Consider the following 20,870-nt stretch of genomic DNA (forward strand, 5'->3'; position numbering starts at 1 on the left):
GATTCCCCTCCCGGGCTCAGGCGAACGTGATCGGCAGGTGCCGGGCCTGGCGGACGCCGGCCAGCCGGAAGACCGGCTGCTCGCCAGGAGTGACGTGGTAGTCGGGAATGCGGCGGTGGAACTGGTCGATGGCGACGAACAGCTCCATGCGAGCCAGGTGGATGCCGAGGCAGTGGTGCGCGCCGGCGGCGTAGCCGAGATGCCGGCTGATCTTGCGGTCCAGCCGCGGCTCCAGCGGGTCCTCGAACGCGGTGGGATCGAGGTTTCCGCTGCCCCAGCACAGGAACACCAACTCGCCCCGCTTGACCGGGATGCCGTTGACCTCGGTGTCCTCCTTGGCCCAGCGGGGTCCACCGGCCGGCACCGGGCTCTCGAAGCGCATCAGCTCGTCGATCGCGCCGGGCAGCATGGACGGGTCGGCCACGACCTGCCGCCGCTGCTCGGGATTCGCCGCGAACCAGGCGAACAGGCAGGACAGGGCCGACGTCACGGTGTCCAGCGCGGCGATGGTGAACAGGTGCAGGATGTTGACGATCTCGTCGTCGGCCAGGCGCTCGCCGTCGACCTCGAAGGTCATGAACCGGCCGATGAGGTCGTCGCGGGCCTGCGGCTCGCGGCGGCGCTCGGCCAGCCGCTCGTGCAGCCGGGCCCGCATCCGGTCGCCGGCCTCGACGCCCAGTTCCTCCCGCTGGGCCAGGTCCGCGCCCTCGTTCTCCAGGATGCGGTCCTTCATCTCGGTGAGAAAGGTCATGTCCTGCAACGGAAGCCCGAACAGGTTGAGGAACAGGGTGGCCGGCAGCGGGGCGCAGAAGGCGGAGAACAGCTCGGTCCGGCCGTCCCCGGCGAAGCCGTCGATGAGCTCGTCGGCCAGCTTGCGGATCTCCTGCTCCATCGGCGACACCTTGGCCGAGGACAGCAGCGGCTCCAGCAGCCGCCGGTACCGGCGGTGGTCCAGGCCGTCGAGGTGCACCGGGATCAGCGGCTCCCGGGTGCCCATGCCGAACGGGCGGCCGGTGTCCGGGTGGTTGGACACGATCGACCGGTTGCGGCAGGCGGCCATGATGTCGTCCATGGCGAAGAACCCGACGCCCGCCTCCCACCGCACCACCGGGCTCTCCCGGCGCAGGCGATCGAACACGAGCTGCGGCTGTGCCACCGAGAAGGCGTCGTTCTGCTCGTACACCATCATCGCCCGCAGCGCGGGATCCATGTCCGCCCAGGGGATGTAGGCCGCTTCCCGCATCGTGCTCACCACTTCCGCTCGCCGGCGAAACGCGCCGCGTCGATCAGCATTTCCCGTCCGTACGCCGTCATCGGCGCGTTCGCGACCGCCTCGGTCGCGTCCAGCACCAGCCGTTCGATCACCAGCTCCAGCTCGGCCACCGCGCCGCAGTTGTGCAGGACGGTCCGGACAGCGTCGAGGTCGGCGTCGTTACGGCCCAACAACGCCGAATCAGGGCCGGTCACGCGCCGACGGGCGATCTCCAGCAGCCGGGTTGCCTTGTGCTGCGCCACGTCCCCGCCGATCGGCTTGCCGGTCTGTGCCTCGTTCCCGAACAGGTCGAGCAGGTCATCACGGAGCTGGAACGCCTGGCCGACCGCCCGGCCGTAGGAGCGCAGGAACGGTTCGAGCGCAGCCCCGTTCGGGGCGAGCCCCGCGCCGACCAGCAGCGGTCCCTCGACGGTGTAGCTGGCCGTCTTCAGCTCGGCGGTGGTGGCCGCCACGTCCTCGTGCCACTCCCCCATCGCCGAGGTTTCGAGGTCCAGGTACTGCCCGTGCATCAGGCGGGTGGCCGCCCGGTAGAAGACCTGTTGTGCCTGCGGGGGAAGGGAGCCGGCCAGCCGGGCACACACCAGCAGGGTGTAGTCGCCGAGCAGGATGGCCATGTTCTCGCCGTAGCGCTGCGCGGATCCGCGCAGGCCCAGCGCGTAGTGCCGCTCAGTGAAGGAGACATGCAGCGTCGGCATGGCCCGCCGGGTGTCGGCCTCGTCCATGACGTCGTCGTGGATCAGCGCGAACGTGTGCAGCAGCTCGAAGACCGCGCCGGCGCGGATCGCCAGGTCGTCCTCGACGCCACCGCCGCCGGCCAGGAACGCCCACTGCGTGAACGCCGGCCGGATGCGCTTGCCGCCGCCGATCGCGGCCTCCCGCAACAGGGCGAACCCGAACTCGTCGAGGTCGGCCGACTTCCAGTCGTCCCACAGCGTCGTGTCGAACAGCTCGGCCAGGTAGTCGTCGACCCGGCGGCGGATGTCGGCGAGATTGGCGTGGAAGCGAGTGTCCATGGTGGTCACCGATCCGCCTCGACGAGCACCAGCGCGGACAGCACCGCCGAGCGGATGACCAGGTCCGGCGAGTACAGGCATTTCCCGATCCACAGCCAGGGATACGGGCCGTCCGCGTGGCCGGCCAGCCACTGGTACCCGCGGTCCACGACCTCCCGCGGCACGTTCTCGCCGCAGCGCCGGGCGATCACCAGGGCTTGCAGGCAGTAGGCGGTTTCCTCGGCGGTGGAAAGGAAATGGCCCCACGAGCCGTCCGGCCGCTGGCTGGCGACCAGCCAGTCGACCGCCAGGCGGAACATGTCGTCGCCACTCTCGACCCCGGCCAGCACCGCGTGCGCGGTCGGGTAGTACGGCGACGCGTGCCACTTGTCGACCCAGTACCCGCACGGATTCTGCCGGCCGGCCAGGTACGCGAGCACCCGCCGCGTCAGCGTGTCGTCCCAGGGAATGCCGTTGGCCCGCAACGCGCCGAGGGCGTGGATGTTGGTGCTGAGCGAGGAGTTGCGCTCGGTCGACCAGGTGTAGAAGTGCTCCGGGCCGGCGTAGGCCAGCACCGCGTCCATGTCGACCGGCTTGCCGCAGCGGGCCAGGACCTCGTAGACCATGGCCGTGTCGTCGCCGTCCTCGGGCGTGAAGCCGGCCCCGAAGCTGGCGCCGCGGCCCGGCGTCCACGCGTCGTGCAACAGCTCGATCAGACGCCCTTGTCCACTTGGGACAGACCCGGCAAGGTCGAGGTTCCACAGCGTCCACGCCGCCTCGAAGACGTCGATCGGCCCGACGTTGGGCACGCCGCCGTCCTCGCCGGTCATCCGAGCCAGGTACGCCAGCGCCTGCTCGTCCTTCTCCACAGACGTGACGTACAGGGCGGTGGCGGCGGGGCTGAAGCCCACCGAACCGTTGGACGCCAACAGGTTGTCCACGTCGAGCAGGTGCATGTCGTTGTGGTCGGCCAGCTCGGCGGAATGGGCCAGCGCCATACGGTTCGACACCACCGCCGACGGCAGCGGGGCCAGCTTCCGCTGGCGGTAGGCGCACAGCCGCGCCAGCACCTCGTCAACCTCGGGGCCGACCAGCCGCAACTGCCGGGCTTGGCCGAGCAGTGCCGGGGCCAGGAACTCGAACCCGATCGTCTCGCCGGCGATGTCGGCGTCCAGCTTCCGCAACGAGGACAACAGACCCGGCCGGGCCGCCTCGATCCGCGGGCGGTCGGCCTCGTCGCCGTGCAAGGCGAGGGCGGTGATCGCCGACAGGGTGCAGATCACCCGGTCGTGGTGGTACACGAAGTGTGGCGCACCCCAGGTCCCGCCGGGCAACTGGTGCCGGCGCAGCCAGGCCAGCGCCCCCTCGGACAGTGTGGTGTCGGCGGCCCCGAGCCGGGCCAGCCATCCGACGTCGTAGGCGGAGTCGCTGACGCGGCCCCGACCCGCCTGCCGGACCAGGTCGTCGATCTCGGTCTGCCGCGACATTCAGGCCCCCGCCAGCGGCTCGGACAGCCGGGCCGCGAATTCGCCGAACAGCTCCCGGGCCAGCGGCTCGTCGAGATCGCGTTCGTCGAAAGTGACCCGAGCGATCACTTCACCGGTCGGCAGCCGGTGCAGCCGGAACATGAGACCGACGTCCCCGGTCGGGCCGCCTTCGTCACCCGGAACAACGTTCGCCTGCGCGGGGCCGAAAGGAATCGGCTTTTCCGACACGTGCGCGGGAATGTACTGGAAAACGCACAGCCCGGCCGGCCGCATCGCAATCTCCTGAAGCACGTCCATATGCATGCCGAGCACCTCGATGGCCGGGATGTGCGCGCGGTTGTACGCGTTGAGCACGCTGTCCCGGACCAGCGGCGCGAGCGATTCCCAGCTCGCGCCCTCGGGCACCTGGACCCGGAGCAGGGCCGGGTGGATGAACGGGCCGATCATGTCCTTGGTGCCCGGCCGGTCGCGCTGCTCGAACACCGTGCTGACCAGCACGTCCCGGTTCTCCAGCCGGTCGGCCATGGCCAGGCTGAAGCCGGTGAACAGGGCCCCGAACATGGTGGTGCGGTTCTTGCGGGCCCACCGCTCCATGACGGCCGCCTGGTCGGCGTCGAGCACCTGGATCCGAAACGAGCCGCTGCTCGGCTGGCGCTCCCAGTCGCGCTGGAGGTCGGGGCTCAGGGCCATCGGCCGCGCACCGGCCATGGTGGTGCGCCAGAAGTCGCGGTCGGCGTCCAGCCGGTCGGCGACGCTGGCCAGGCGCTGTTCGACGTACTCGCCGAACTGCAGCTCCGGCGCCGGCTCGGGCCGGCCGTCGACGCGGGCGGTGTAGAGCCGGCCCAGCTCGGCGATCGCCAGGTGCAGCGAGCGCGGGTCGGTGTGCAGGTGGTGCAGGGTCAGGCCGACGACGTGGTCGCCGTCGTCGAGCTGGGCGACGTGGCCGCGGATCAGCGGCGCGGCGGTCGACGGCACCGGGGTGCGCGACCACTCGTCGGCCAACTGCCCCGGCGTCGCGCCGTGGCCATCCGTCTTCTCCAGATGCACGGCCTGGTGCGGGTGCACCTGCTGGAGGTAGCCGCCGCCGTCGACCTGGACCATCGTCGTGCGCAGGACGTCGTTGCGGGCGACGAGATCGTCGTACGCCTGGTCCAGCAGACCGAGATCGACCGGGCCGGTGATTCGGGCGGCCACGCTCATGGTCATGCGCGGTCCGATGGACCCGCCCGGCAGCAGCTGGTCGGTGGCCATCAGGGTGTGTTGGAAAACGGACGCGGGCCAGGTCAGCCCCATAGCGAGCACCTCCGGGAACATGTTCTTCCGGGAATTGATGTGCGGGCCGCGAGCATGATTGGGCGGCCCGCCGGCCTTGATCGACCCGCGAGATCGGAGAATCGTTTTCCAGCTCACCCTAACCCCGGCGACACTGGCGGCACGCCAGTTCCCGGGCCCATCGTTTTTCGGGGCCAGGTTTAGGAGATTGCCTATCGCGCCCGGCTTATTGTGAGCGAGCTGGCGGGGCCTACTTCGGCGAGGAGCGCGCAAGACCATGAGCCGAACGCGCGGAATGCCGGGATTCGTGGCGACCGCGGTCGTCGCGGTCGGCATCTGCTGGTGGGCGCTGCACGGTGTGGACCTGGCCGGGCTGGGCGACGCGTTGCGCACGGCCGCTCCGGCACCGGTCCTGCTCGCGGTGACCGGTTACACCGCCGCCTTCTACGCCTTGGACACCACTGGATTGGCGCTGGTCTACCGGCGTCATCTCGCGCCAGAGGTGCCGGTGCGGGATGTCGTGGTGATCTCCTGCGGCAAGCAGCTGTTGGGTGTGCTGTTCGCGCCGCTGACCAAGGTGGTCGCCCCGGTGTACTTCCAGCGCCGGTGGCGGGTGCCGGTGATGTCCACGCTCGGCGCCAGCGAGGTGCTGACCGTCGCCGATTTCACCGTGCTGGTCGCGGTCATCGCGGTGAGCGCGGTGGCCGGCGGCCTGCCCGAGGCCGCGGTGTCGATCGGCATCGGGCTGGGCGCGGCGCTGGTGCTGTTCCTGGCCTGGATCTGGCTGCCCGCCGGCCTCGGCGTGCTGCCTCGGTGGCGTGGCAGCCGCTTTCTCGCTGTGTTCACCCGGACCCGGCCGGCCGAGCTGGCGGTGCAGGTGGCGCTGCGGGCCGGTGTGGTCGCCGCGATGATGATCTCGTGGTGGCTGCTGGCGGCCGCCTTCGGTCTGCACCTGAGCCCGGGGCATCTCGTCCAGTTCTGTGCCGTGCTCCTGCTCGTGACCCAGCTGCCGGTCTCGATCGGCGGCTACGGCGGCCCGCAGGGCGTGTGCGTGCTGCTGCTGGCCGACACCTGGCAGCTGGTTTCACATGCCGAGGCAGCCGCGCTCAGCCTGGTCTGGTCGACCGGATATCTGTTGGCACGGTTGGTGATCAGCACGCCGTTCGCCATCCGGCTGGTTCCGCTGCTGCGGGCCGCCCGGCCGGTGGACGCTTCCCACTAGCGGAGGGTCGAATTGCATCCGTCAACCACGAGGACCTTGAACAGCAGGGAATTCGCCGACATCAAGCACACCGTGGCCATCCGCTCGCGGGCCCGGCGCGGGGTGCTCGACGACCCGGCCTATGCCGCCCCGCTGCCGCAGGAGGTCAGTCTCCAGCTCACCTACCGCTGCAACCTGCGCTGCACCCACTGCTACCAGTGGAACGAGCAGGGCTTCTTCCGTGACTTCAGCCCCCAGCGCCAGAAGACCGAACTCGACATCGAGATCGTCGAGAACGTGTTGCGTGCCACCGCCCCCGTACGGTCGAAGCTGTTCCTGTGGGGCGGCGAGCCGTTGATGCACACGAAGTTCGGCGAGGTCGCCTCGTTGCTGGAGCGGTATCCGCGCACGGTCAACATGTGCACCAACGGCCTGCTGTTCAAACGCAAGCTCGACGACATGCTCCGCATCGGCGAGAACCTCAACCTCCTGGTCAGCCTCGACGGCCTCGGCGAGGACCACGAAGCCCTACGCGGCAAGGGCACCTTCAAACGCACCATGGACAACATCCAGATGATGCTCGACCTCAAACGCGACGGCCGCTTCCGAGGCGAGCTGTCGTTGTCGTGCATGGTCTCCCACGTCACCGTCGGCAAGATGTACGAGTTCATGGAGTGGGCCGAAGAACTCGGCGTCAACACCGTCTACTTCCAGTTCCCCTGGTACATCAGCCCCGAAGTCGCCGGCCAGATGGACCAGGTCTACGAACAGTCCTTCGCCTGGCTCAAACCCGACACCGGCACCAAACAACCCACCTGGCACTCCTACACCTACCAACTACCCGAAGACCAACTCCCGGTCTTGCGGGAGTCCATGGCCCGCCTCGCCTCCCGGCCCTGGGGCGTGCGCGTGCGCTACCAGCCGCAGTTGGAGGCCGACGAGGTCGAGGACTTCATCCGCGGCACCTCCCGCCCGGCGCAGAACCGCTCCAAGTGCCTGGCCGTGTCCAACCGGATGGAAGTCCACGCCGACGGCAACGTCAGCTCCTGCAAGTTCTTCCCCGAGTTCGTGGTCGGCAACCTCTACGACACCGAGATGACCGAGCTGTGGCAGAGCGAGGCGTTCCGCCAGGTCCGCTCCATCCTGTCGACCAACGGCATGATGCCGGTCTGCTCGAAGTGCATTCTTCTTTACCTGAACGGGGTGTGACATGGACACGGTTGAGGACAAGGTTCTGGACGTGCTGGTGGGTGTGCTCGCGGGTCGCTTCACCGCCGAGCAGGTCAACACCAACGCCGACCTGGTCGAGGAGTACGGCCTGGACTCGTTGCAGATGATCTCGTTCCTGCTTGGTATCGAGGACACCTTCGACCTGGAACTGGACTACGAGAACCTGGAGCTGGACCACCTCCGCTCGGTGGCCCAGTTCGCCTCCTACGTGCGACAGCTGGCGCCGGCCGCGTGAGTTCGGCGTACCTGGGGAGCTTCGACACGGGACGGGGAGACGGCGGCCGCCATCTCCCCGTCCGTCATTGCCTGCTACTGAACGTCAGCCACAGGTGGGGTCGCCGGACTGCGCCGGCACGCTGATCGCGTCCCAGGCCGCCTTCACGGTGTTGAACTCGGTGCAGCTGCCCGGGAACAGGTTCTTGGCCGCGGTCAGCGTCCAGGTCCGGTACTTCAGGTAGGAGCTGCCGCTGGTCTTGAGCAGCATCGCGTTGTAGAAGATCTTCAGCGCGGACTCCACGCCCAGCCCGGTGACAGTGCTGTTGTTGCAGGTGGGGCTGGTCGGCTGGCCGTTGGTCGGTTTCGTGCCCTCGGCCAGCAGGAAGAACCAGTGGTTGCCGGGCCCGGCCGCGGCGTGCACCTCGGTGCCGGGGATCGAGCTGTCGTAGCAGTTCTTGTCGCCCAGCTGCGACGGGTCGTACATGTTGCGGATCGGGCCCTGGCCGACCAGGTTGACCTGGTTGCCGACCAGGAAGTCCGGCTTGGCGTACGGCGCGGCCTCGTTGGCGAACCACTCGGTGGAGGCGCCGAAGACGTCGGCCACGAACTCCTGGGTGCCGTTGCCGGAGATGCCGCCCGGGGTGTGGTCGTCGATGCCGTGGCCGTGCTCGTGGGCGATCACGTCGATGGCCGGGATCCACTGGCCGGCCGTGTTGTGGCCGATCTGGACCTGGCTGCCGTCGTAGTAGGCGTTCTCGTCGTCGAGGCCGACGCGGATCGGCCAGCCGCCGCCGTTGCCGTCGAAGCCGTTGCGGCCCAGCCACTGCGACAGCATCTTGTTCTCGGACTGGATGCTGTACAGGGCGTCGACGCAGCCGGTCTCCTTGCTCGTCTCGTCGCCGTTGCCCCAGCTGTCGGTGGACTTGGTGAACGTCGTGTTGTTGTCGGCGTCCTGGCAGCTGACGTTGGTCAGGTTCGGGTCGGTCATCGAGTAGCCGCCATCGGCCTGGCTGGTGTCGATGTGCAGCGGCTCGGGGCCGTTCCAGACACCGGTGCCGTCACCGAACAGGACGTGCTCCTGGGTGTGCAGCACCTTGCCCGTGCTGGCGTCCACGACAACGTCCAGCTTGCTCGGGCCCTCGGCGTTCTTGCCGACGACGGTGCTCATCCAGGCCAGCGCCGGGGTGCCCAGCGCGTAGGTCACCAGCCGCGCGGCGGTGACGCTGTCCACGGTCGGCACCTGGGTGCGGGCGATCGCCTCCGCCTGAGCCGCGGTCAGCTTCGGGGTGGTGCTCGGCAGGTTGATCGTGTCGCTCTGCGCGACCGAGGTGCCGAGGACCTTGCCGGTGGAGTCGGTGGCCACGACGAAGTCGCCGCCGACCACCGGCATGCCCTTGTAGGTGCGGTCGTACGGAACGTACTTGAGGCCGTTGGTGGCGGAGACCACGGTGTGCGGCACAAAGACGTCGCTCGCGCTGGCGTGCAGCGCGGCGGGCCGGGAGGCAACCAGACTCTGCGCGGCGTTGGCGGCCATCGCCGCCGCGGTGAGCGGAGACGTCGTGTTCGGGGTGGGTTGCGCCTGTGCGGCCGCCGTTGTGGTCGCGGCCGCGGCCAACACACCGGCTGCGATCAGAATGAGTGGTCGTCGCAATGTCATCGGTGGCGTTTCTCCTCCGGGCAGGGCGAACTCAGCCCGGTGGCGGGCCGGGTTCGGCGTGGAAGGGTCGACCACGAACCAGCGTCGTGTCTCGGCGAACGGCGTACAACCCGACGAAGGTAGTGAATCCGCAAGAATTCGAGCGCAACACGTGAATGAGACACAGATGGCGTTGTCTCGCCAGGACAACGACGACCAATGAAACTGGTGTAACACTCAGTTCCGTGCTAGGTCGACCACGCCGGGCCGAAGTGGTCATACGCGCCTAAACGGGACAAGCCCACCGCCTCGCCGCCAGCGGCCGAGTTCGAGTAGCGGCACGCTCAGCTTCCGGCGCCGACCAGGGGGCGTCGGGCCGTGGCCGTGCCGAACCCGGTGGGGCCGGCCAGCCGGCGGGTGACCGAGGCAGTGACGGCCGAGCCACGGTAGCGGGCTGCGCGTTTGTGCCATTCGAGCCAACCGGGCAGCCAGTCGCGCAGCGAATCCACGAAACCGAGCACCGCGGCCCGGTCCTCGTCACCGAGGCGGTGGTCCTCGCACAGCTCAGGCATGTCGACCCCGGCGATGTGCTCGAACCGCCGCACCCGAGCGGTGATCATGTCGTTGGTCGCGTTCACCGCCTGCTGGACGTCGCAGCCGAGGAAGTCCTTGAGCACCAACACCATGTTGGCGGTCTCACCGGCATCGGCCGCCTCGCGGTCGTAGGAGAAGATGTCGTTGAGCAGCAAGGCGCTGTCGGTGACGGCGTCGACCAGCGCCCGGGTCCGTGAACTGTCGGCGGCAGCCGCCGGCAGTTCCGCGCCCTGGGCGAACTCGGCCAGCCCGGCGGCGAGCCGACCGCCGTTGGTCTTCCGCTTCATCTCCAGGTACTCGACCGGATCGCTGGTGTGCCGCCGAAGTTCCAGGAGGTGTCCGGTCAGCAGGTCCTCGAGGGCGGCCCGGAGACGGCAGCGCCATCCGTGCGACATCGTCGACGCGGTGCGAGACCACAGGTCGGCCAGGCCCCGCTCGGTCGGATTGGCCGGCGTCGGCAGGTCCCGGCCGGGATCGACCGGCGCGAACCGCGGAATCCTTGCCAGATAAGCCTTCGCGCTGGCCACGTCGCCGGTGCGGGTGAACGCCTCGACAATGTAGTCGTCCAGGTGGAAAAGCCAGGTGTGCCAGTCGGTGACGGTGGTGAGCCGGTCGACGGGCGCGTCGGGGAACGTGTGCGAGCACAGCAGCCCGAAGTCGTTCGCGGCGAGTTGAGCCTCGGTCCACGGCACGACGTCCGCGCTCGGGTCGAGCAGCCCCATCTGCCCGGCCCACGCCTTGGTGTGGGCGCGGGCCGTCTCCAGCTGTGGGTTCAGCCGAGCCGCGCGGTTGATCTGGAACTCGGGCAGCTCGAACGACCGCGATCCGCTGTCGGTCGGCGCGTGCTTGGCCGGCGGAGTGCCCAGCCGGCTCGCGAGCGCCCCCAGTTCCGCCGCGGCCGTGGAATCCGGATTGGCGGCCTGGAGGCAGGCCAGCGCCGCGTCGAGTTGCCGCTGGGTCTCCTGGTGGGCCCAGGCGCGTCCGCCGGCTTCCTCGATGAGGTCGGCGCAGGTCCGCAGCTCGGCGTCGTCCAGCGGGGCGGCCCGGTGATACAGCTCGACCAGCCGCCCGGCGGCCCCGTTGCCCGCGTTGAGCGCCGCCACGACCGGCAGCGACTTCTTTCGGGACCGGAGATCCGACAGTACCGGCTTACCGGTGCTCTCCGGATCCCCCCAAATACCAAGGAGATCGTCGACGAGCTGGAAGGCGAGACCGAGGTGTTCGCCGAACTGACGCAGCTGCCAGACCCGCTCCGGCGGCGCACCAGCGGCCAGCGCGCCGAGTTCGCAGGCGACGGCGAACAGCGCGCCGGTCTTGTCGCCGGCCATCGTCACGCACTCGTCCAGCCCCACGTCGGTACGGCCTTCGAACGCCGTGTCGGCCGCCTGGCCGTCAATCAGCCGCAGCAGCGCCGAATTGAGCCGTTCCACACCCTGGGTGGACAGCGGCGGGCCGTCGGCGACGAGGGCCTCGACGGCCAAAGTGGTCAGCGCGTCGCCGGCCAGGATGGCGGCGGGCACACCGTAGACCGTCCACGCGGTCGGGCGGTGCCGTCTGGTCCGGTCCTGGTCCATGACATCGTCGTGCAGCAACGAATAGTTGTGCGCGAGTTCGACGGCGACCCCCGCGTCGGCGGCCTGATCGGCCGTGCCGCCCACGGCCTCGGCCGCCAGCATCGCCAGGGCCGGCCGAACCGCCTTGCCGCCATTGGCATCCAGCGGCCGGCCGTGCTCGTCCCACCAGCCGAAGTGGTAGCCGATGACCTGGCGCGTCGCCGAGTTCATCCGGTCGGCCGCGGCCCTCAGTCCCGGCGTGACCAGCTCACGGGCCCGGTGGAACGGGTCAGCTGCGGCCATCGAGGCTCCCCAGCTGGACGTTCTCCAGCACTCCCAGCGCGTCCGGCACCAGCACGGCCAGCGAGTAGTAGCAGGTGATCAGGTAGTTGACGATCGCCTTCTCGTCGATGCTCATGAACCGCACGCTCAGCCCCGGCTCGTACTCGTCGATCAGGCCGGTCTTGCGCAGCCCGATGACGCCCTGATCGGCCTCGCCGGTGCGCATGACCAGGATCGAGGTCGTGCGCTGGTCGCTGATCGGCATCTTCCAGCACGGGTAGATCGGCACGCCGCGCCACGCGGAGATCCGGCCGCCGGGCACGTGCACCGTCTCCGGGGCGACGCCCTGCCGGGTGCACTCGTCCCGGAAGGCGGCGATGGCCTCCGGGTGGGCCAGGATGAACCCGGGGTTCTTCCACACCGTGTTGAGCAGCTTGTCCATGTCGTGCGGGGTGGGCGGGCCGCCGCGGGTGTAGATGCGCTGGCTGAAGTCGGCGTTGTGCAGCAGGCCGAAGTCCTTGTTGTTGACCAGTTCGTGCTCCTGGCGCTCGCGCACCGCCTCAATGGTCAGCCGCAGCTGCTGTTCGAGCTGGTCGATCGGCTCGTTGTAGAGGTCCTGCACCCGGGTGTGCACCCGCAGGATGGTCTGGGCGATGCTCAGCTCGTACTCGCGCGGCTTCATCTCGTAGTCGACGAAGGTGCCGCCCAGCTGGTGTTCGCCGCGGTGGCCGGACAGGATGTCCACCTCGGCCTCGCCGTACGGGTTCTGGGCCTTGCCGGCCGCCGTGCGCTGCTGCTCGACGTGGGCGCGCAGGCCGGGGGACCGGTCGAGGATCTCCTGGAAGGTCGACCTGGACAGCGACATCACCGTGCACGCCGTGGTCGCCTTGACCGAATAGTCCCAGGCGCCGCCGGCGGTGAGCAGGACGTCGTCACCGAAATAGTCGCCGTCCGCCATAATCGTCAGGGTCGATTCTTCGCCGTATTTTCCCTCACGAAGTTTTGCCAGCCGGCCGTGCACGAGGAGGAAAAGCTCCTCCGCCGGGTCGCCCGCCGCCACAAGGACTTCACCCGGTTCGCATTCCCGTTGCGTGAACCGGCCGGCGATCAGGCCCAGCGCGTCGGCGTCGCCAAAGTTTCGCAACAGCGGCAGTTCAGTCAACTCGGCCGGAATGACCTCCACCTCGCTGCCGGTGGTGTGGAAGTCCAGCCGGCCGTCGCCCAGCGTGTAGTTCAGCCGCCGGTTGACCCGGTACGCGCCGCCCCGCGCCTCCACCCAGGGCAGCAGGCCGAGCAGCCAGCGCGGGGTGATGCCCTGCATCTGCGGCACGGACTTGGTCGTCGACGACAGCTTGCGCGCAGCCTCGGTGCTGAGGCTGAGCTGCCCGGCGCCATTGTTTCCGTTGACCCGAGCGTCGATCATTTCCGGCACGACTCGACCACCATTCAGAATGGATAGTTGTCCTGGCCCGTTCCCGAAGCACCGACGACGTTATTGCCGGTCAATCAGCCAGACAAGAGTGACCCATCCGGTTAACTCGATCGAGTCAGAAGGATGGTATATCAGGGGTAGGGGCAGTGTTTTGGGTGGGCGTGCCGACCTCGTTCGGCCGCGCGGATTTCACCGCCTCGGACTATTGCCCGCCCCACCCGGCCGGTACAGCCTGCTGTACCTCACTTCGGGTGTGCGCGGGAATGACCCCGCGCCCCCGGGCTGGTGTTCTTCTCCCGTGACAATCACCGAAAGCGCCCCGGGCCTTCGGGGCAGCATCCGCCGACGGCCGCTGACCTGGTTCTTCGGACTGGCCAACCTGCTGAGCTGGGCGGCGTGGACGCCGTACATCCTGTCCGAGAACGGCTTGGGGCTACTGCACTTCAGCTACCCGAACCTGCTGGGCAACAGCCAGCTGGCCGGCGTGCTGCCCGGGGCATATCTCGGGCCGATCTTCTCCGCGTACCTGGTGACCGCGGTCGCCGACGGCCGGCCGGGGCTGCGCCGCTGGGTCGGCCGGCTGGCCAACTGGCGGGTCAGCTGGCGTTGGTACGTCGGCGTGGTGCTGGCGGTGCCGGTCATGCTGACCATCTCCACGATGGCCCTGTCCGAACGGAATCCGGTGCTGCCGGCGGTGGCCACGCTGGTCGCCTACGTGCCCGGCCTGGTGCTCCAGATGGTCACCACCGGCCTGGCCGAGGAGCCCGGCTGGCGCGACTTCGCCCTGCCCCGCCTGCAGAAGCGGTTCGGGGCGCTCGGCGGCACGCTCATTCTCGGGCCGCTCTGGGGCGTCTGGCACCTGCCGCTGTTCTTCTCCGAGTGGGGCAACTGGCCGCACTGGACCTGGCTGACGCCGGTCGAGTTCGTGGCCACCTGCATCACCTTCAGCATCATCATGACCTGGGTGTTCAACCGCAGCGGCGAGAGCCTGCCGATCGCCATGCTGTTGCACACCAGCGTGAACAACTTCTTCTCCATCGCCTGGTCGGAGATGTTCCCCCAGATGTCCATTCAGGACACTTCGCACGCGTTCCTGCTGGGCTCGGCCACGGTGGCGATCGTGGTGCTGCTGTTGACCCGTGGCCGGCTGGGCTACAAGCCGGCCTGAGGCGGACCGGCGCAGCCTCGGGGGGCTGCGCCGGTTCGCGGTGGTCAGCCTTCGATCAGCAGCTTCGCGGCCACCAGCGCCCCGTCGGTACGCATCGTGCCAGCCACTTCGACGGCCCGGGCCCGGATTTCCGGTGCCAGGGCCGTCTTCAGCGCGGCCGACAGCGACTCGACCGTCGGGATCGCACCGTCGTGAGCCGCGCCGATGCCCAGTTCCGCCACGCGGCCGGCCATCATCGGCTGGTCGGCGATCTGCGGCACGATCACCTGCGGCACACCGGCCACAGTGGACGTTGTCGTCGTGCCGGCGCCGCCGTGGTGCACGACAGCCGCCACCCGCGGGAACAACGCCTGCTGGTTGACCTCACCGATGACGAAGCAGTCGTCGGCCTCCTCGATCTGGGCCTGATAAGCCCAACCCCGGCCGAGCAGCAGGCGACGGCCCTGCGCGCGAACCGACTCGACCACCACCCGGCCCAGGTCCGGCGTGGTCTGCATGCCCATGCTGCCGAAGCCCACGAACACCGGCGGCGCGCCGGATTCCAGGAACGCCTCAAGGTCGTCCGGGAGTGGGCGCTCGTCGGGCAGAATCCACGCCCCGGTCTGCGTGAGCTTCTTGTCCACCAGGTCGGCCCACGGGCACAGGACCGGGTCGGCCGCCAGGAATCCCTGACTTCCCTGGACGTAGTCGCGGAGGTTGTCCACCGGCGGCAGGCCGATCTCCGCCCGCTGCTTGTTCTCCGCGTCGCCGTACAAGGCCTGCACACGCTCGGCGTCCTCACGCCACAGCGCCTCCAGGTCGTTCGGGTCGGCCGAGGACGGCTTGCCCGGCCGCGCACCTGGCTTGAAGTGGTGCGACGGCAGGCCGTACACGTGCATGCTCGCGACCGTGTAGCGCAGGCCGAACTTCTTGGCCACCGACCGCGCGCCGGCCGGGAACAGGCCGGTGGCCAGCATCACGTCGGCGCCGTCGGCTTCCTTGGCCAGCACCTCGTACCGAGCGTCGACCAGGGCCGGCCCGAGCCAGAACGCGTCCTTGGCCGACGCCGGCTTCTCACCCGACACCACCGAGCGCACCGACGGCCCGAGCGGGATCAGCGGCACGCCGACCCGGTCCAGCAGGGCGACGAAGTCGTCGTCCGGCGGCACGCACACCCTCGGCTCCGCGCCTAGTTCCTTCAGCCGCAAGGCCAACGCGGCCAGCGGCTCGACGTCCCCGCGCGATCCCCACGACGTCATCACCACGCGCATGGTGCAGATCCCCCCAAGTTCCAGGATTTCGGCTTACGGCCGCACATCCTGAAGCACACCCGGGGTCTTGCCGCAAGCCCCCACCTGCGCTATACAGTGAAGTGGGGAGAGGAAATCATCCTTTCCGGTGCACATCTTTCAGGTACCGCAGCACGGCTGTGACGCGCCGGTCGGCGCGGTCGGTCGGGGCCAGATCCAGCTTGGCGAAGATGCTGCGGATGTGCTTGTGCACGGCCCCGTCCGTGACCACCAGTCGTTCGGCGATGGCCCCGTTGCCCAGACCCTCGGCCATCAACGCCAGCACGTCCCGCTCGCGGGCGCTCAGCCGCTCCAGCCGGGTGTCGGGCCGGGTGCGCACCATCAGCTGGGCCACGACTTCCGGATCGATGGCCGTGCCGCCGGCGGCCACCCGCCGCAGTGCGTCCAGGAATTCCTCCACGCGACCGACGCGTTCCTTGAGCAGGTAACCGAGCCGGGAACTGCCGGTGGTGAACAGGTCGGTGGCGAAGGCCTGTTCCACGTACGCGGACAGCACGAGCACCGCCAACCCGGGTTGCCGGCGGCGGGCCTCGACGGCCGCCACGATGCCCTCGTCGGTGTGGGTCGGCGGCATCCGAACGTCCACAATGGCCACATCGGGCCGGTGTTCTTCCACAGCAGTGAGGAAGTCCACGGCATTGGCCACTGTGGACACCACGTCCAGCCCCTCGGCCTTGAGCAGCAGCGCCAGGCCCTCGCGCAGCAACGAGTCGTCTTCGGCGATCACAATCCGCATGGCAGGCTCACAGTCAAGGTTGTCGGTCCCCCAACGGGACTGGTCAGCGCGAACCGGCCGTCGTGGGCCTCGACCCGCTGCCGGATGCCGGTCAGCCCCGATCCGCTCGTCGAACTCGCCCCGCCCACGCCGTCGTCGCGGACCTCCACACACAGCCGGCCAGCATCGCGGCGCAGCCGGACGGTGGCGTTGTCGGCCCCGCTGTGCCGGGCGATGTTGGTCAGCGCCTCGGCGACCACGAAGTACGCGGTCGCCTCCACGGAAACGGCGCAGCGGTCGGGCATTTCGGCATCGACGCGACAATCCACCGGGCAGGACGCGGCCAACGCGGAGAGGGCGTCAGGCAGGCTGCGGTCGGCCAGCACCGGCGGCAGGATGCTGCGGACCACCCCGCGTAGCTCGGCCAGCGCCTGCTCGGCGGCGTCCTGCGCGCGGTCGAGGAATTCCTTGCTGGTGGCCGGATCCCGGGCCACAGCCCGCCGCGCCGCGCCGATCAGCACGGTCACGGCGACGAGCCGGTTCTGGGCGCCGTCGTGCAGCGACCGCTCGATCCGTCGCAGCTCGACGGCGTGTGCGTCGAGGGCGGCCGCCCGGGTGGCCGTCAGCTGGGCCACCCGCAGGGCGAGATCGGTGCCGCGGTCGGGCGACAGCAGGCGAATCCCCGGCCAGGCCTGCAACCACGCCATCGGCGGCAGCAGAAGCACGCCGACCACCAGTTCCGCCAGGCCGATCAGGCACACCACGACCGCGCCCGGCCAGTCGGTCGCACGGAAGAACCCCTGGGCCACCGTGTCCGCCTCGGGCGAGACCAGCTGCCACCAGAGTGGGAAGGAGATGTCGTGCAGCGTGGTGATGGGAATCGTCAACGCGGTCGCGCCGAGCAGGAAGCCGAGCGTGGCATGGCCGACCAGCCAGCCGATTTCCCGGCGCACCGCCGGATCGGCCAGGGCCGCGCGGGGCCGGGCCGGCAGCGGCTCCGGGCTGACGATCTCCCGGCCCCAGCGGGACAGGCGGGCCCGTTCCCGGTCGGCGACCGCCCGCACCAGCCGCAACGCCGTCGGGAGCAGCACCACACCCACTCCGACCAGGCACAATGCCGCCGTGCCGAGCAGCCAGGCCAGCGCCGCCACCGCGAGCAGCGCCGTGCCCAGGCCACCGGCGAGGTGTTCGAGGGCGTCCAGGGCGGCGCGGGTGCGGGCGACCATCACGCCGGGACCATAAGTCACGCCCGCGTGCCGTCGCCACGTTTGCCGGCCAGAAGTACAGCCTGCTGTACCTGGAACTCTCCCGCCCGCTGGATCGCCCGCCGCGCCCGGGATTCCTAGGGTTTCGGCCATGACCAAAACCCGCCTGGCCCTCTGGATCCTGCTGATCATCAGCGCCGTCGCCAACGTCGTGACGTCCGCGTCCAACCTCGTGCTCGTCAGCGTCGGCTTCGGCCTGCTCACGCTGGCGTTCGGCGCAACACTGGTCGCACAGCACTATCGGGGCCGTCGCAGCAGTTGACGCGCCCTCCCGCCACTCTTACGCTGACTCGCTGGTGTAAACGTTTTCAGTCCGCCGCCGCGCCCAGTGAGATCCGATGCGAGTGGAAGAGGTGCGGGTTGTGGCCAGAAGACTAGCCAGACTGGTCGCCGCGGTGGTGGCGGCACTGATCGTCGTCGCCGGCGCGGCCGGTACTGCCTCAGCGGCGGACACCCTGCTGTCCCAAGGAAAGCCCGTCGTGGCCTCCTCCTCCGGCGGCTGCTGCCAGCCGGCCAACGCCGTCGACGGCAACACCACGACCCGGTGGGCCAGCGCGGCGAACACCGACCCGTCCTGGATCTACGTCGACCTCGGCGCCACCTACGCCGTGCACCGGGTGCAGCTGACCTGGGACGCCTCGTGCGCCGCGGCCTACCGGGTCGAGGTCTCCCCCGACACGACCAACTGGACGGCGATCTACACCACTGCCGCCGGCAAGGGTGGCGTGGAGAACCTCACCGGCCTGTCCGGCACCGGCCGGTACGTCCGGGTGTACGGCACCAAACGCTGCCGCACCGACGCCACCAAGGGTTATTCGCTCGACGAGTTCCAGGTCTACGGCACCGGCGGCGACCCCACTCCGCCGACCGCGCCGGGCACACCAACCCTGGTCAGCGACACCGCGTCCAGCGTCACCATCAGCTGGCCGGCCTCGACCGACAACGTCGGCGTGGCCGGGTACGACATCTACCACGACGGGCAGCTGTGCGCGCAGGTCGACGGGACCACGCTGACCGGCACCTGCGGCAGTCTGAGCCCCAGCACCAACTACGGCTTCTACGTCAACGCCCGTGACGCGGCCGGCAACGTCTCGCAGCCCAGCCCCACCCTGTCGGTGACCACGCCGCCGTCGGACGACCACACGCCGCCGACCGCGCCGACCGCCGTGCACACCACCTCGGTCACCAGCACCAGCATCGGCCTGGCCTGGACCGCCTCGACCGACAACGTCGGCGTCACCGGGTACACCGTCTACAACGTGGTCAACGGCTCGCCGGTGGAGATCGGCTCCTCCAGCGGGGCCACGCCCAGTGCCCAGCTCAGCGCGCTCAGCCCGAACACGGCCTACCACCTCCAGGTCACCGCGTCCGACGCCAACAAGAACGCCAGCGCGCCCTCGCCGGTGCTGGACGTGACCACCACCAACGGCTCGTGCACGCAGCCGGTGTGCACCGTCACCCAGGTCGGCGCGAGCGACGACGTGGTGTGGGGCCTGGTCACGCTGCCCGACGGCACCATCCTGTTCAACGAGCGGGACGTGCACGACATCGTGCACCTGGACCCCAAGACCGGCGCCAAGAAGGTCATCGGCACCGTGCCGAACGTGCAGAGCACCGACGGCGAGGGCGGCCTGACCGGCCTGGAGATCAACCCGGTCAGCTTCTCGTCCGACCACTGGCTCTACATCATGCACACCTCGCCGACCGACAACCGGATCGTGCGGATCAAGTACGACCCGGCCGCCGACAGCCTGCAGACCTCGACCGAGCAGATCCTGGTCACCGGCATCGCCCGCAACAAGTTCCACAACGGCGGCCGGCTGCGGTTCAGCCCCGACGGCAAGTACCTCTACGCCGGCACCGGCGACGCCCAGAACGGCGACAACGCGCAGAACACCAGCAGTCTCAACGGAAAGGTGCTGCGCATCAACCCGGACGGCAGCATCCCGGCCGACAACCCGTTCCACAACGCGGTGTGGAGCTACGGGCACCGCAACGTGCAGGGGCTGGCCTTCGACTCCCAGGGACGGCTGTGGGAGCAGGAGTTCGGCAACAGCATCATGGACGAGACCAACCTGATCGTGAAGGGCGGCAACTACGGCTGGCCGTCCTGCGAGGGCACGTCCGGCACCTGCGGCACCGCCGGCTTCATCGCCCCCAAGCACACCTATCCGGTGGCGCAGGGCTCGTGCAGCGGCATCACCATCGTGCGTGACGTGCTGTACGTGGCCTGTGAACGGGGCACCCGGCTCTACCGCGAGGTGATCAGCGGCAGCAGCCTGACCAACGTGCAGGTGTTCTTCGACGGCACCTACGGCCGGCTGCGCACCGTCGAACCCGCGCCGGACGGCGGGATCTGGCTGACCACCTCCAACAACGGGGACAAGGACAGCACCCCGCACAACAGCAACGACCAGGTCTTCCACGTCTCCCTGGGCAGCTGATCCCAGTCTGTAGGTCTCCAAGACCCACAAACCCGCCGGCAGAGGTCTTCAACCGCCACGAACCCTGGCATGTTCGGGGCGGTTGAAGACCCTCCGGAGCAGGGTTTGGGGGTCTTGGAGACACTCAAACGTTGTTCACAGGGCGGCGTCGACCGCTTCGCCTAGACTGTCCACGATGGACATTCCGGCGAAGTGGTCGCGGGCGTGCAGGGCGTCCCGGCCGGCGTGGTAGAGCCGGAAACTGGTGCCACACTCCCGTGCGGCGGCAGCGTCGTCCGCGCTGTCGCCCACGAGGAGCACGGTGGACGGGTCGAGGCCGAGCTCATCGAGCTGGCGGCGCAGATGCGGGGCCTTGCGGCCGCGCTCGCCTTCTCGCAATCCGTCGACGATGGTGAAGTAGTCGGCGATGCCGGCCTTGCGCACCAAGGGCATCAGCTCGTCGTGCGGATACATCGACAGCAGTGACTGGCTGCGGCCGGTGTCCCGCCAGCGTTGCAACGACGTCAGCGCGCCCGGGCTGAGCGGAATGGTGTCCCGGATCTTGAGATACGCGGTCTGGAAGTGCCCGGCCAGCGCGGTCTGCTCGTCCTCGGTCAGGTCCCGCCCGGCCAGCCGTTCGTAGAACAGTGGAATCGGCTGGGTGTGGTGCCGCTGGTAGGACTCCCGCGTCACCGCCGTCAGGCCGGCGGCCCGGAAGGCCGCGATGGTGGACTCGATCAGGGCCGCCCCGTCGCCGAACAGGGTGCCGTTCCAGTCCCACACGATGTGCTCGACACTCATTTTTCCCTCCCCGCCCCGGAGTATATGGCGTACATTGGCGT

Annotated in this window: 17 protein-coding genes; 6 read left to right on the forward strand and 11 right to left on the reverse strand. The window is 69.3% G+C overall.

Features of this window, described 5'->3' with window-relative positions:
* Window positions 1-16: 16 nt before the first annotated feature.
* The 4 genes from JJ691_RS30470 to JJ691_RS30485 are packed head-to-tail and all read right to left on the reverse strand — an operon-like array spanning window position 17 to window position 5,045.
* The gene (locus JJ691_RS30470; RefSeq protein WP_211763039.1) at window positions 17-1,243 is read right to left on the reverse strand and encodes a cytochrome P450; all 1,227 of its coding nucleotides are present in this window, start codon (window positions 1,241-1,243) and stop codon (window positions 17-19) included.
* A 5-nt stretch (window positions 1,244-1,248) separates the two neighbouring features.
* On the reverse strand, window positions 1,249-2,286 hold the full coding sequence (locus JJ691_RS30475; RefSeq protein WP_211763040.1) for a polyprenyl synthetase family protein: 1,038 nt from the start codon (window positions 2,284-2,286) through the stop codon (window positions 1,249-1,251).
* A 5-nt stretch (window positions 2,287-2,291) separates the two neighbouring features.
* Entirely contained in the window at window positions 2,292-3,752 is a 1,461-nt protein-coding gene (locus tag JJ691_RS30480) for a prenyltransferase/squalene oxidase repeat-containing protein (RefSeq protein WP_211763041.1), read from the reverse strand.
* Entirely contained in the window at window positions 3,753-5,045 is a 1,293-nt protein-coding gene (locus JJ691_RS30485; protein WP_211763042.1) for a condensation domain-containing protein, read from the reverse strand. It lies immediately after the preceding gene.
* 256 nt (window positions 5,046-5,301) lie between these two features.
* On the opposite strand from JJ691_RS30485, the gene JJ691_RS30490 reads away from it, so the two are divergent.
* The 3 genes from JJ691_RS30490 to JJ691_RS30500 are packed head-to-tail and all read left to right on the forward strand — an operon-like array spanning window position 5,302 to window position 7,690.
* Window positions 5,302-6,246, forward strand: a complete 945-nt coding sequence (locus tag JJ691_RS30490; protein WP_211763043.1) for a lysylphosphatidylglycerol synthase domain-containing protein — start codon at window positions 5,302-5,304, stop codon at window positions 6,244-6,246.
* 36 nt (window positions 6,247-6,282) lie between these two features.
* Window positions 6,283-7,434 carry a radical SAM protein gene (locus tag JJ691_RS30495; RefSeq protein WP_249227109.1) on the forward strand — a complete coding sequence of 384 codons (1,152 nt, stop codon included), beginning with the start codon at window positions 6,283-6,285 and terminating at the stop codon, window positions 7,432-7,434.
* Between the two features lies 1 nt (window position 7,435).
* Entirely contained in the window at window positions 7,436-7,690 is a 255-nt protein-coding gene (locus tag JJ691_RS30500) for an acyl carrier protein (protein ID WP_211763045.1), read from the forward strand.
* A gap of 84 nt (window positions 7,691-7,774) precedes the next feature.
* Here JJ691_RS30500 and JJ691_RS30505 read toward each other — a convergent pair whose 3' ends face one another.
* The 3 genes from JJ691_RS30505 to JJ691_RS30515 form a co-directional block, all read right to left on the reverse strand.
* Window positions 7,775-9,328 (reverse strand): M4 family metallopeptidase, encoded by a 1,554-nt coding sequence (locus JJ691_RS30505; RefSeq protein WP_211763046.1) that lies wholly within the window; start codon window positions 9,326-9,328, stop codon window positions 7,775-7,777.
* A 323-nt stretch (window positions 9,329-9,651) separates the two neighbouring features.
* Window positions 9,652-11,757 carry a polyprenyl synthetase family protein gene (locus JJ691_RS53200; RefSeq protein ID WP_211763047.1) on the reverse strand — a complete coding sequence of 702 codons (2,106 nt, stop codon included), beginning with the start codon at window positions 11,755-11,757 and terminating at the stop codon, window positions 9,652-9,654.
* Window positions 11,744-13,159, reverse strand: coding sequence for a family 2B encapsulin nanocompartment shell protein (locus tag JJ691_RS30515; protein ID WP_211771805.1), 1,416 nt, complete (start codon window positions 13,157-13,159; stop codon window positions 11,744-11,746). The genes JJ691_RS53200 and JJ691_RS30515 overlap by 14 nt, the downstream gene beginning before the upstream one ends.
* A gap of 307 nt (window positions 13,160-13,466) precedes the next feature.
* Between JJ691_RS30515 and JJ691_RS30520 the strand changes: the two genes are divergently transcribed.
* Window positions 13,467-14,336 carry a CPBP family intramembrane glutamic endopeptidase gene (locus tag JJ691_RS30520; protein WP_249227110.1) on the forward strand — a complete coding sequence of 290 codons (870 nt, stop codon included), beginning with the start codon at window positions 13,467-13,469 and terminating at the stop codon, window positions 14,334-14,336.
* Between the two features lie 44 nt (window positions 14,337-14,380).
* Here JJ691_RS30520 and JJ691_RS30525 read toward each other — a convergent pair whose 3' ends face one another.
* From JJ691_RS30525 to JJ691_RS30535, 3 genes are all read right to left on the reverse strand, one after another.
* On the reverse strand, window positions 14,381-15,586 hold the full coding sequence (locus JJ691_RS30525; RefSeq protein ID WP_211763049.1) for a glycosyltransferase: 1,206 nt from the start codon (window positions 15,584-15,586) through the stop codon (window positions 14,381-14,383).
* A 115-nt stretch (window positions 15,587-15,701) separates the two neighbouring features.
* Entirely contained in the window at window positions 15,702-16,361 is a 660-nt protein-coding gene (locus JJ691_RS30530; RefSeq protein WP_211763050.1) for a response regulator, read from the reverse strand.
* Window positions 16,349-17,566, reverse strand: coding sequence for a sensor histidine kinase (locus tag JJ691_RS30535; protein ID WP_211771806.1), 1,218 nt, complete (start codon window positions 17,564-17,566; stop codon window positions 16,349-16,351). The genes JJ691_RS30530 and JJ691_RS30535 overlap by 13 nt, the downstream gene beginning before the upstream one ends.
* Before the next feature lie 130 nt (window positions 17,567-17,696).
* Here JJ691_RS30535 and JJ691_RS30540 point away from each other — a divergent pair, with 130 nt between their 5' ends.
* A complete protein-coding gene (locus tag JJ691_RS30540) occupies window positions 17,697-17,867 on the forward strand; it encodes a hypothetical protein (protein ID WP_211763051.1) in 171 nt (56 codons plus the stop codon).
* 100 nt (window positions 17,868-17,967) lie between these two features.
* Window positions 17,968-20,049 carry a PQQ-dependent sugar dehydrogenase gene (locus JJ691_RS30545; protein ID WP_249227111.1) on the forward strand — a complete coding sequence of 694 codons (2,082 nt, stop codon included), beginning with the start codon at window positions 17,968-17,970 and terminating at the stop codon, window positions 20,047-20,049.
* A 135-nt stretch (window positions 20,050-20,184) separates the two neighbouring features.
* Here the strand turns inward: JJ691_RS30545 and JJ691_RS30550 are convergent, their stop codons facing one another.
* Window positions 20,185-20,829, reverse strand: a complete 645-nt coding sequence (locus JJ691_RS30550) for an HAD family hydrolase (RefSeq protein ID WP_211763053.1) — start codon at window positions 20,827-20,829, stop codon at window positions 20,185-20,187.
* Window positions 20,830-20,870: the final 41 nt, after the last annotated feature.

The organism is Kutzneria sp. CA-103260, assembly GCF_018263855.1.
Lineage (GTDB): Bacteria > Actinomycetota > Actinomycetes > Mycobacteriales > Pseudonocardiaceae > Kutzneria.

Excerpts from the sequence above, each read along its gene's own strand:
- JJ691_RS30505 (WP_211763046.1), bottom strand. The coding sequence starts at position 9,328 with ATGACATTGCGACGACCACTCATTCTGATCGCAGCCGGTGTGTTGGCC.
- JJ691_RS30490 (WP_211763043.1), top strand. The coding sequence starts at position 5,302 with ATGAGCCGAACGCGCGGAATGCCGGGATTCGTGGCGACCGCGGTCGTC.
- JJ691_RS30475 (WP_211763040.1), bottom strand. The coding sequence starts at position 2,286 with ATGGACACTCGCTTCCACGCCAATCTCGCCGACATCCGCCGCCGGGTC.
- JJ691_RS30470 (WP_211763039.1), bottom strand. The coding sequence starts at position 1,243 with ATGCGGGAAGCGGCCTACATCCCCTGGGCGGACATGGATCCCGCGCTG.
- JJ691_RS30480 (WP_211763041.1), bottom strand. The coding sequence starts at position 3,752 with ATGTCGCGGCAGACCGAGATCGACGACCTGGTCCGGCAGGCGGGTCGG.
- JJ691_RS30530 (WP_211763050.1), bottom strand. The coding sequence starts at position 16,361 with ATGCGGATTGTGATCGCCGAAGACGACTCGTTGCTGCGCGAGGGCCTG.
- JJ691_RS30540 (WP_211763051.1), top strand. The coding sequence starts at position 17,697 with ATGACCAAAACCCGCCTGGCCCTCTGGATCCTGCTGATCATCAGCGCC.
- JJ691_RS30550 (WP_211763053.1), bottom strand. The coding sequence starts at position 20,829 with ATGAGTGTCGAGCACATCGTGTGGGACTGGAACGGCACCCTGTTCGGC.
- JJ691_RS53200 (WP_211763047.1), bottom strand. The coding sequence starts at position 11,757 with ATGGCCGCAGCTGACCCGTTCCACCGGGCCCGTGAGCTGGTCACGCCG.
- JJ691_RS30500 (WP_211763045.1), top strand. The coding sequence starts at position 7,436 with ATGGACACGGTTGAGGACAAGGTTCTGGACGTGCTGGTGGGTGTGCTC.
- JJ691_RS30525 (WP_211763049.1), bottom strand. The coding sequence starts at position 15,586 with ATGCGCGTGGTGATGACGTCGTGGGGATCGCGCGGGGACGTCGAGCCG.
- JJ691_RS30535 (WP_211771806.1), bottom strand. The coding sequence starts at position 17,566 with ATGGTCGCCCGCACCCGCGCCGCCCTGGACGCCCTCGAACACCTCGCC.
- JJ691_RS30515 (WP_211771805.1), bottom strand. The coding sequence starts at position 13,159 with ATGATCGACGCTCGGGTCAACGGAAACAATGGCGCCGGGCAGCTCAGC.
- JJ691_RS30485 (WP_211763042.1), bottom strand. The coding sequence starts at position 5,045 with ATGGGGCTGACCTGGCCCGCGTCCGTTTTCCAACACACCCTGATGGCC.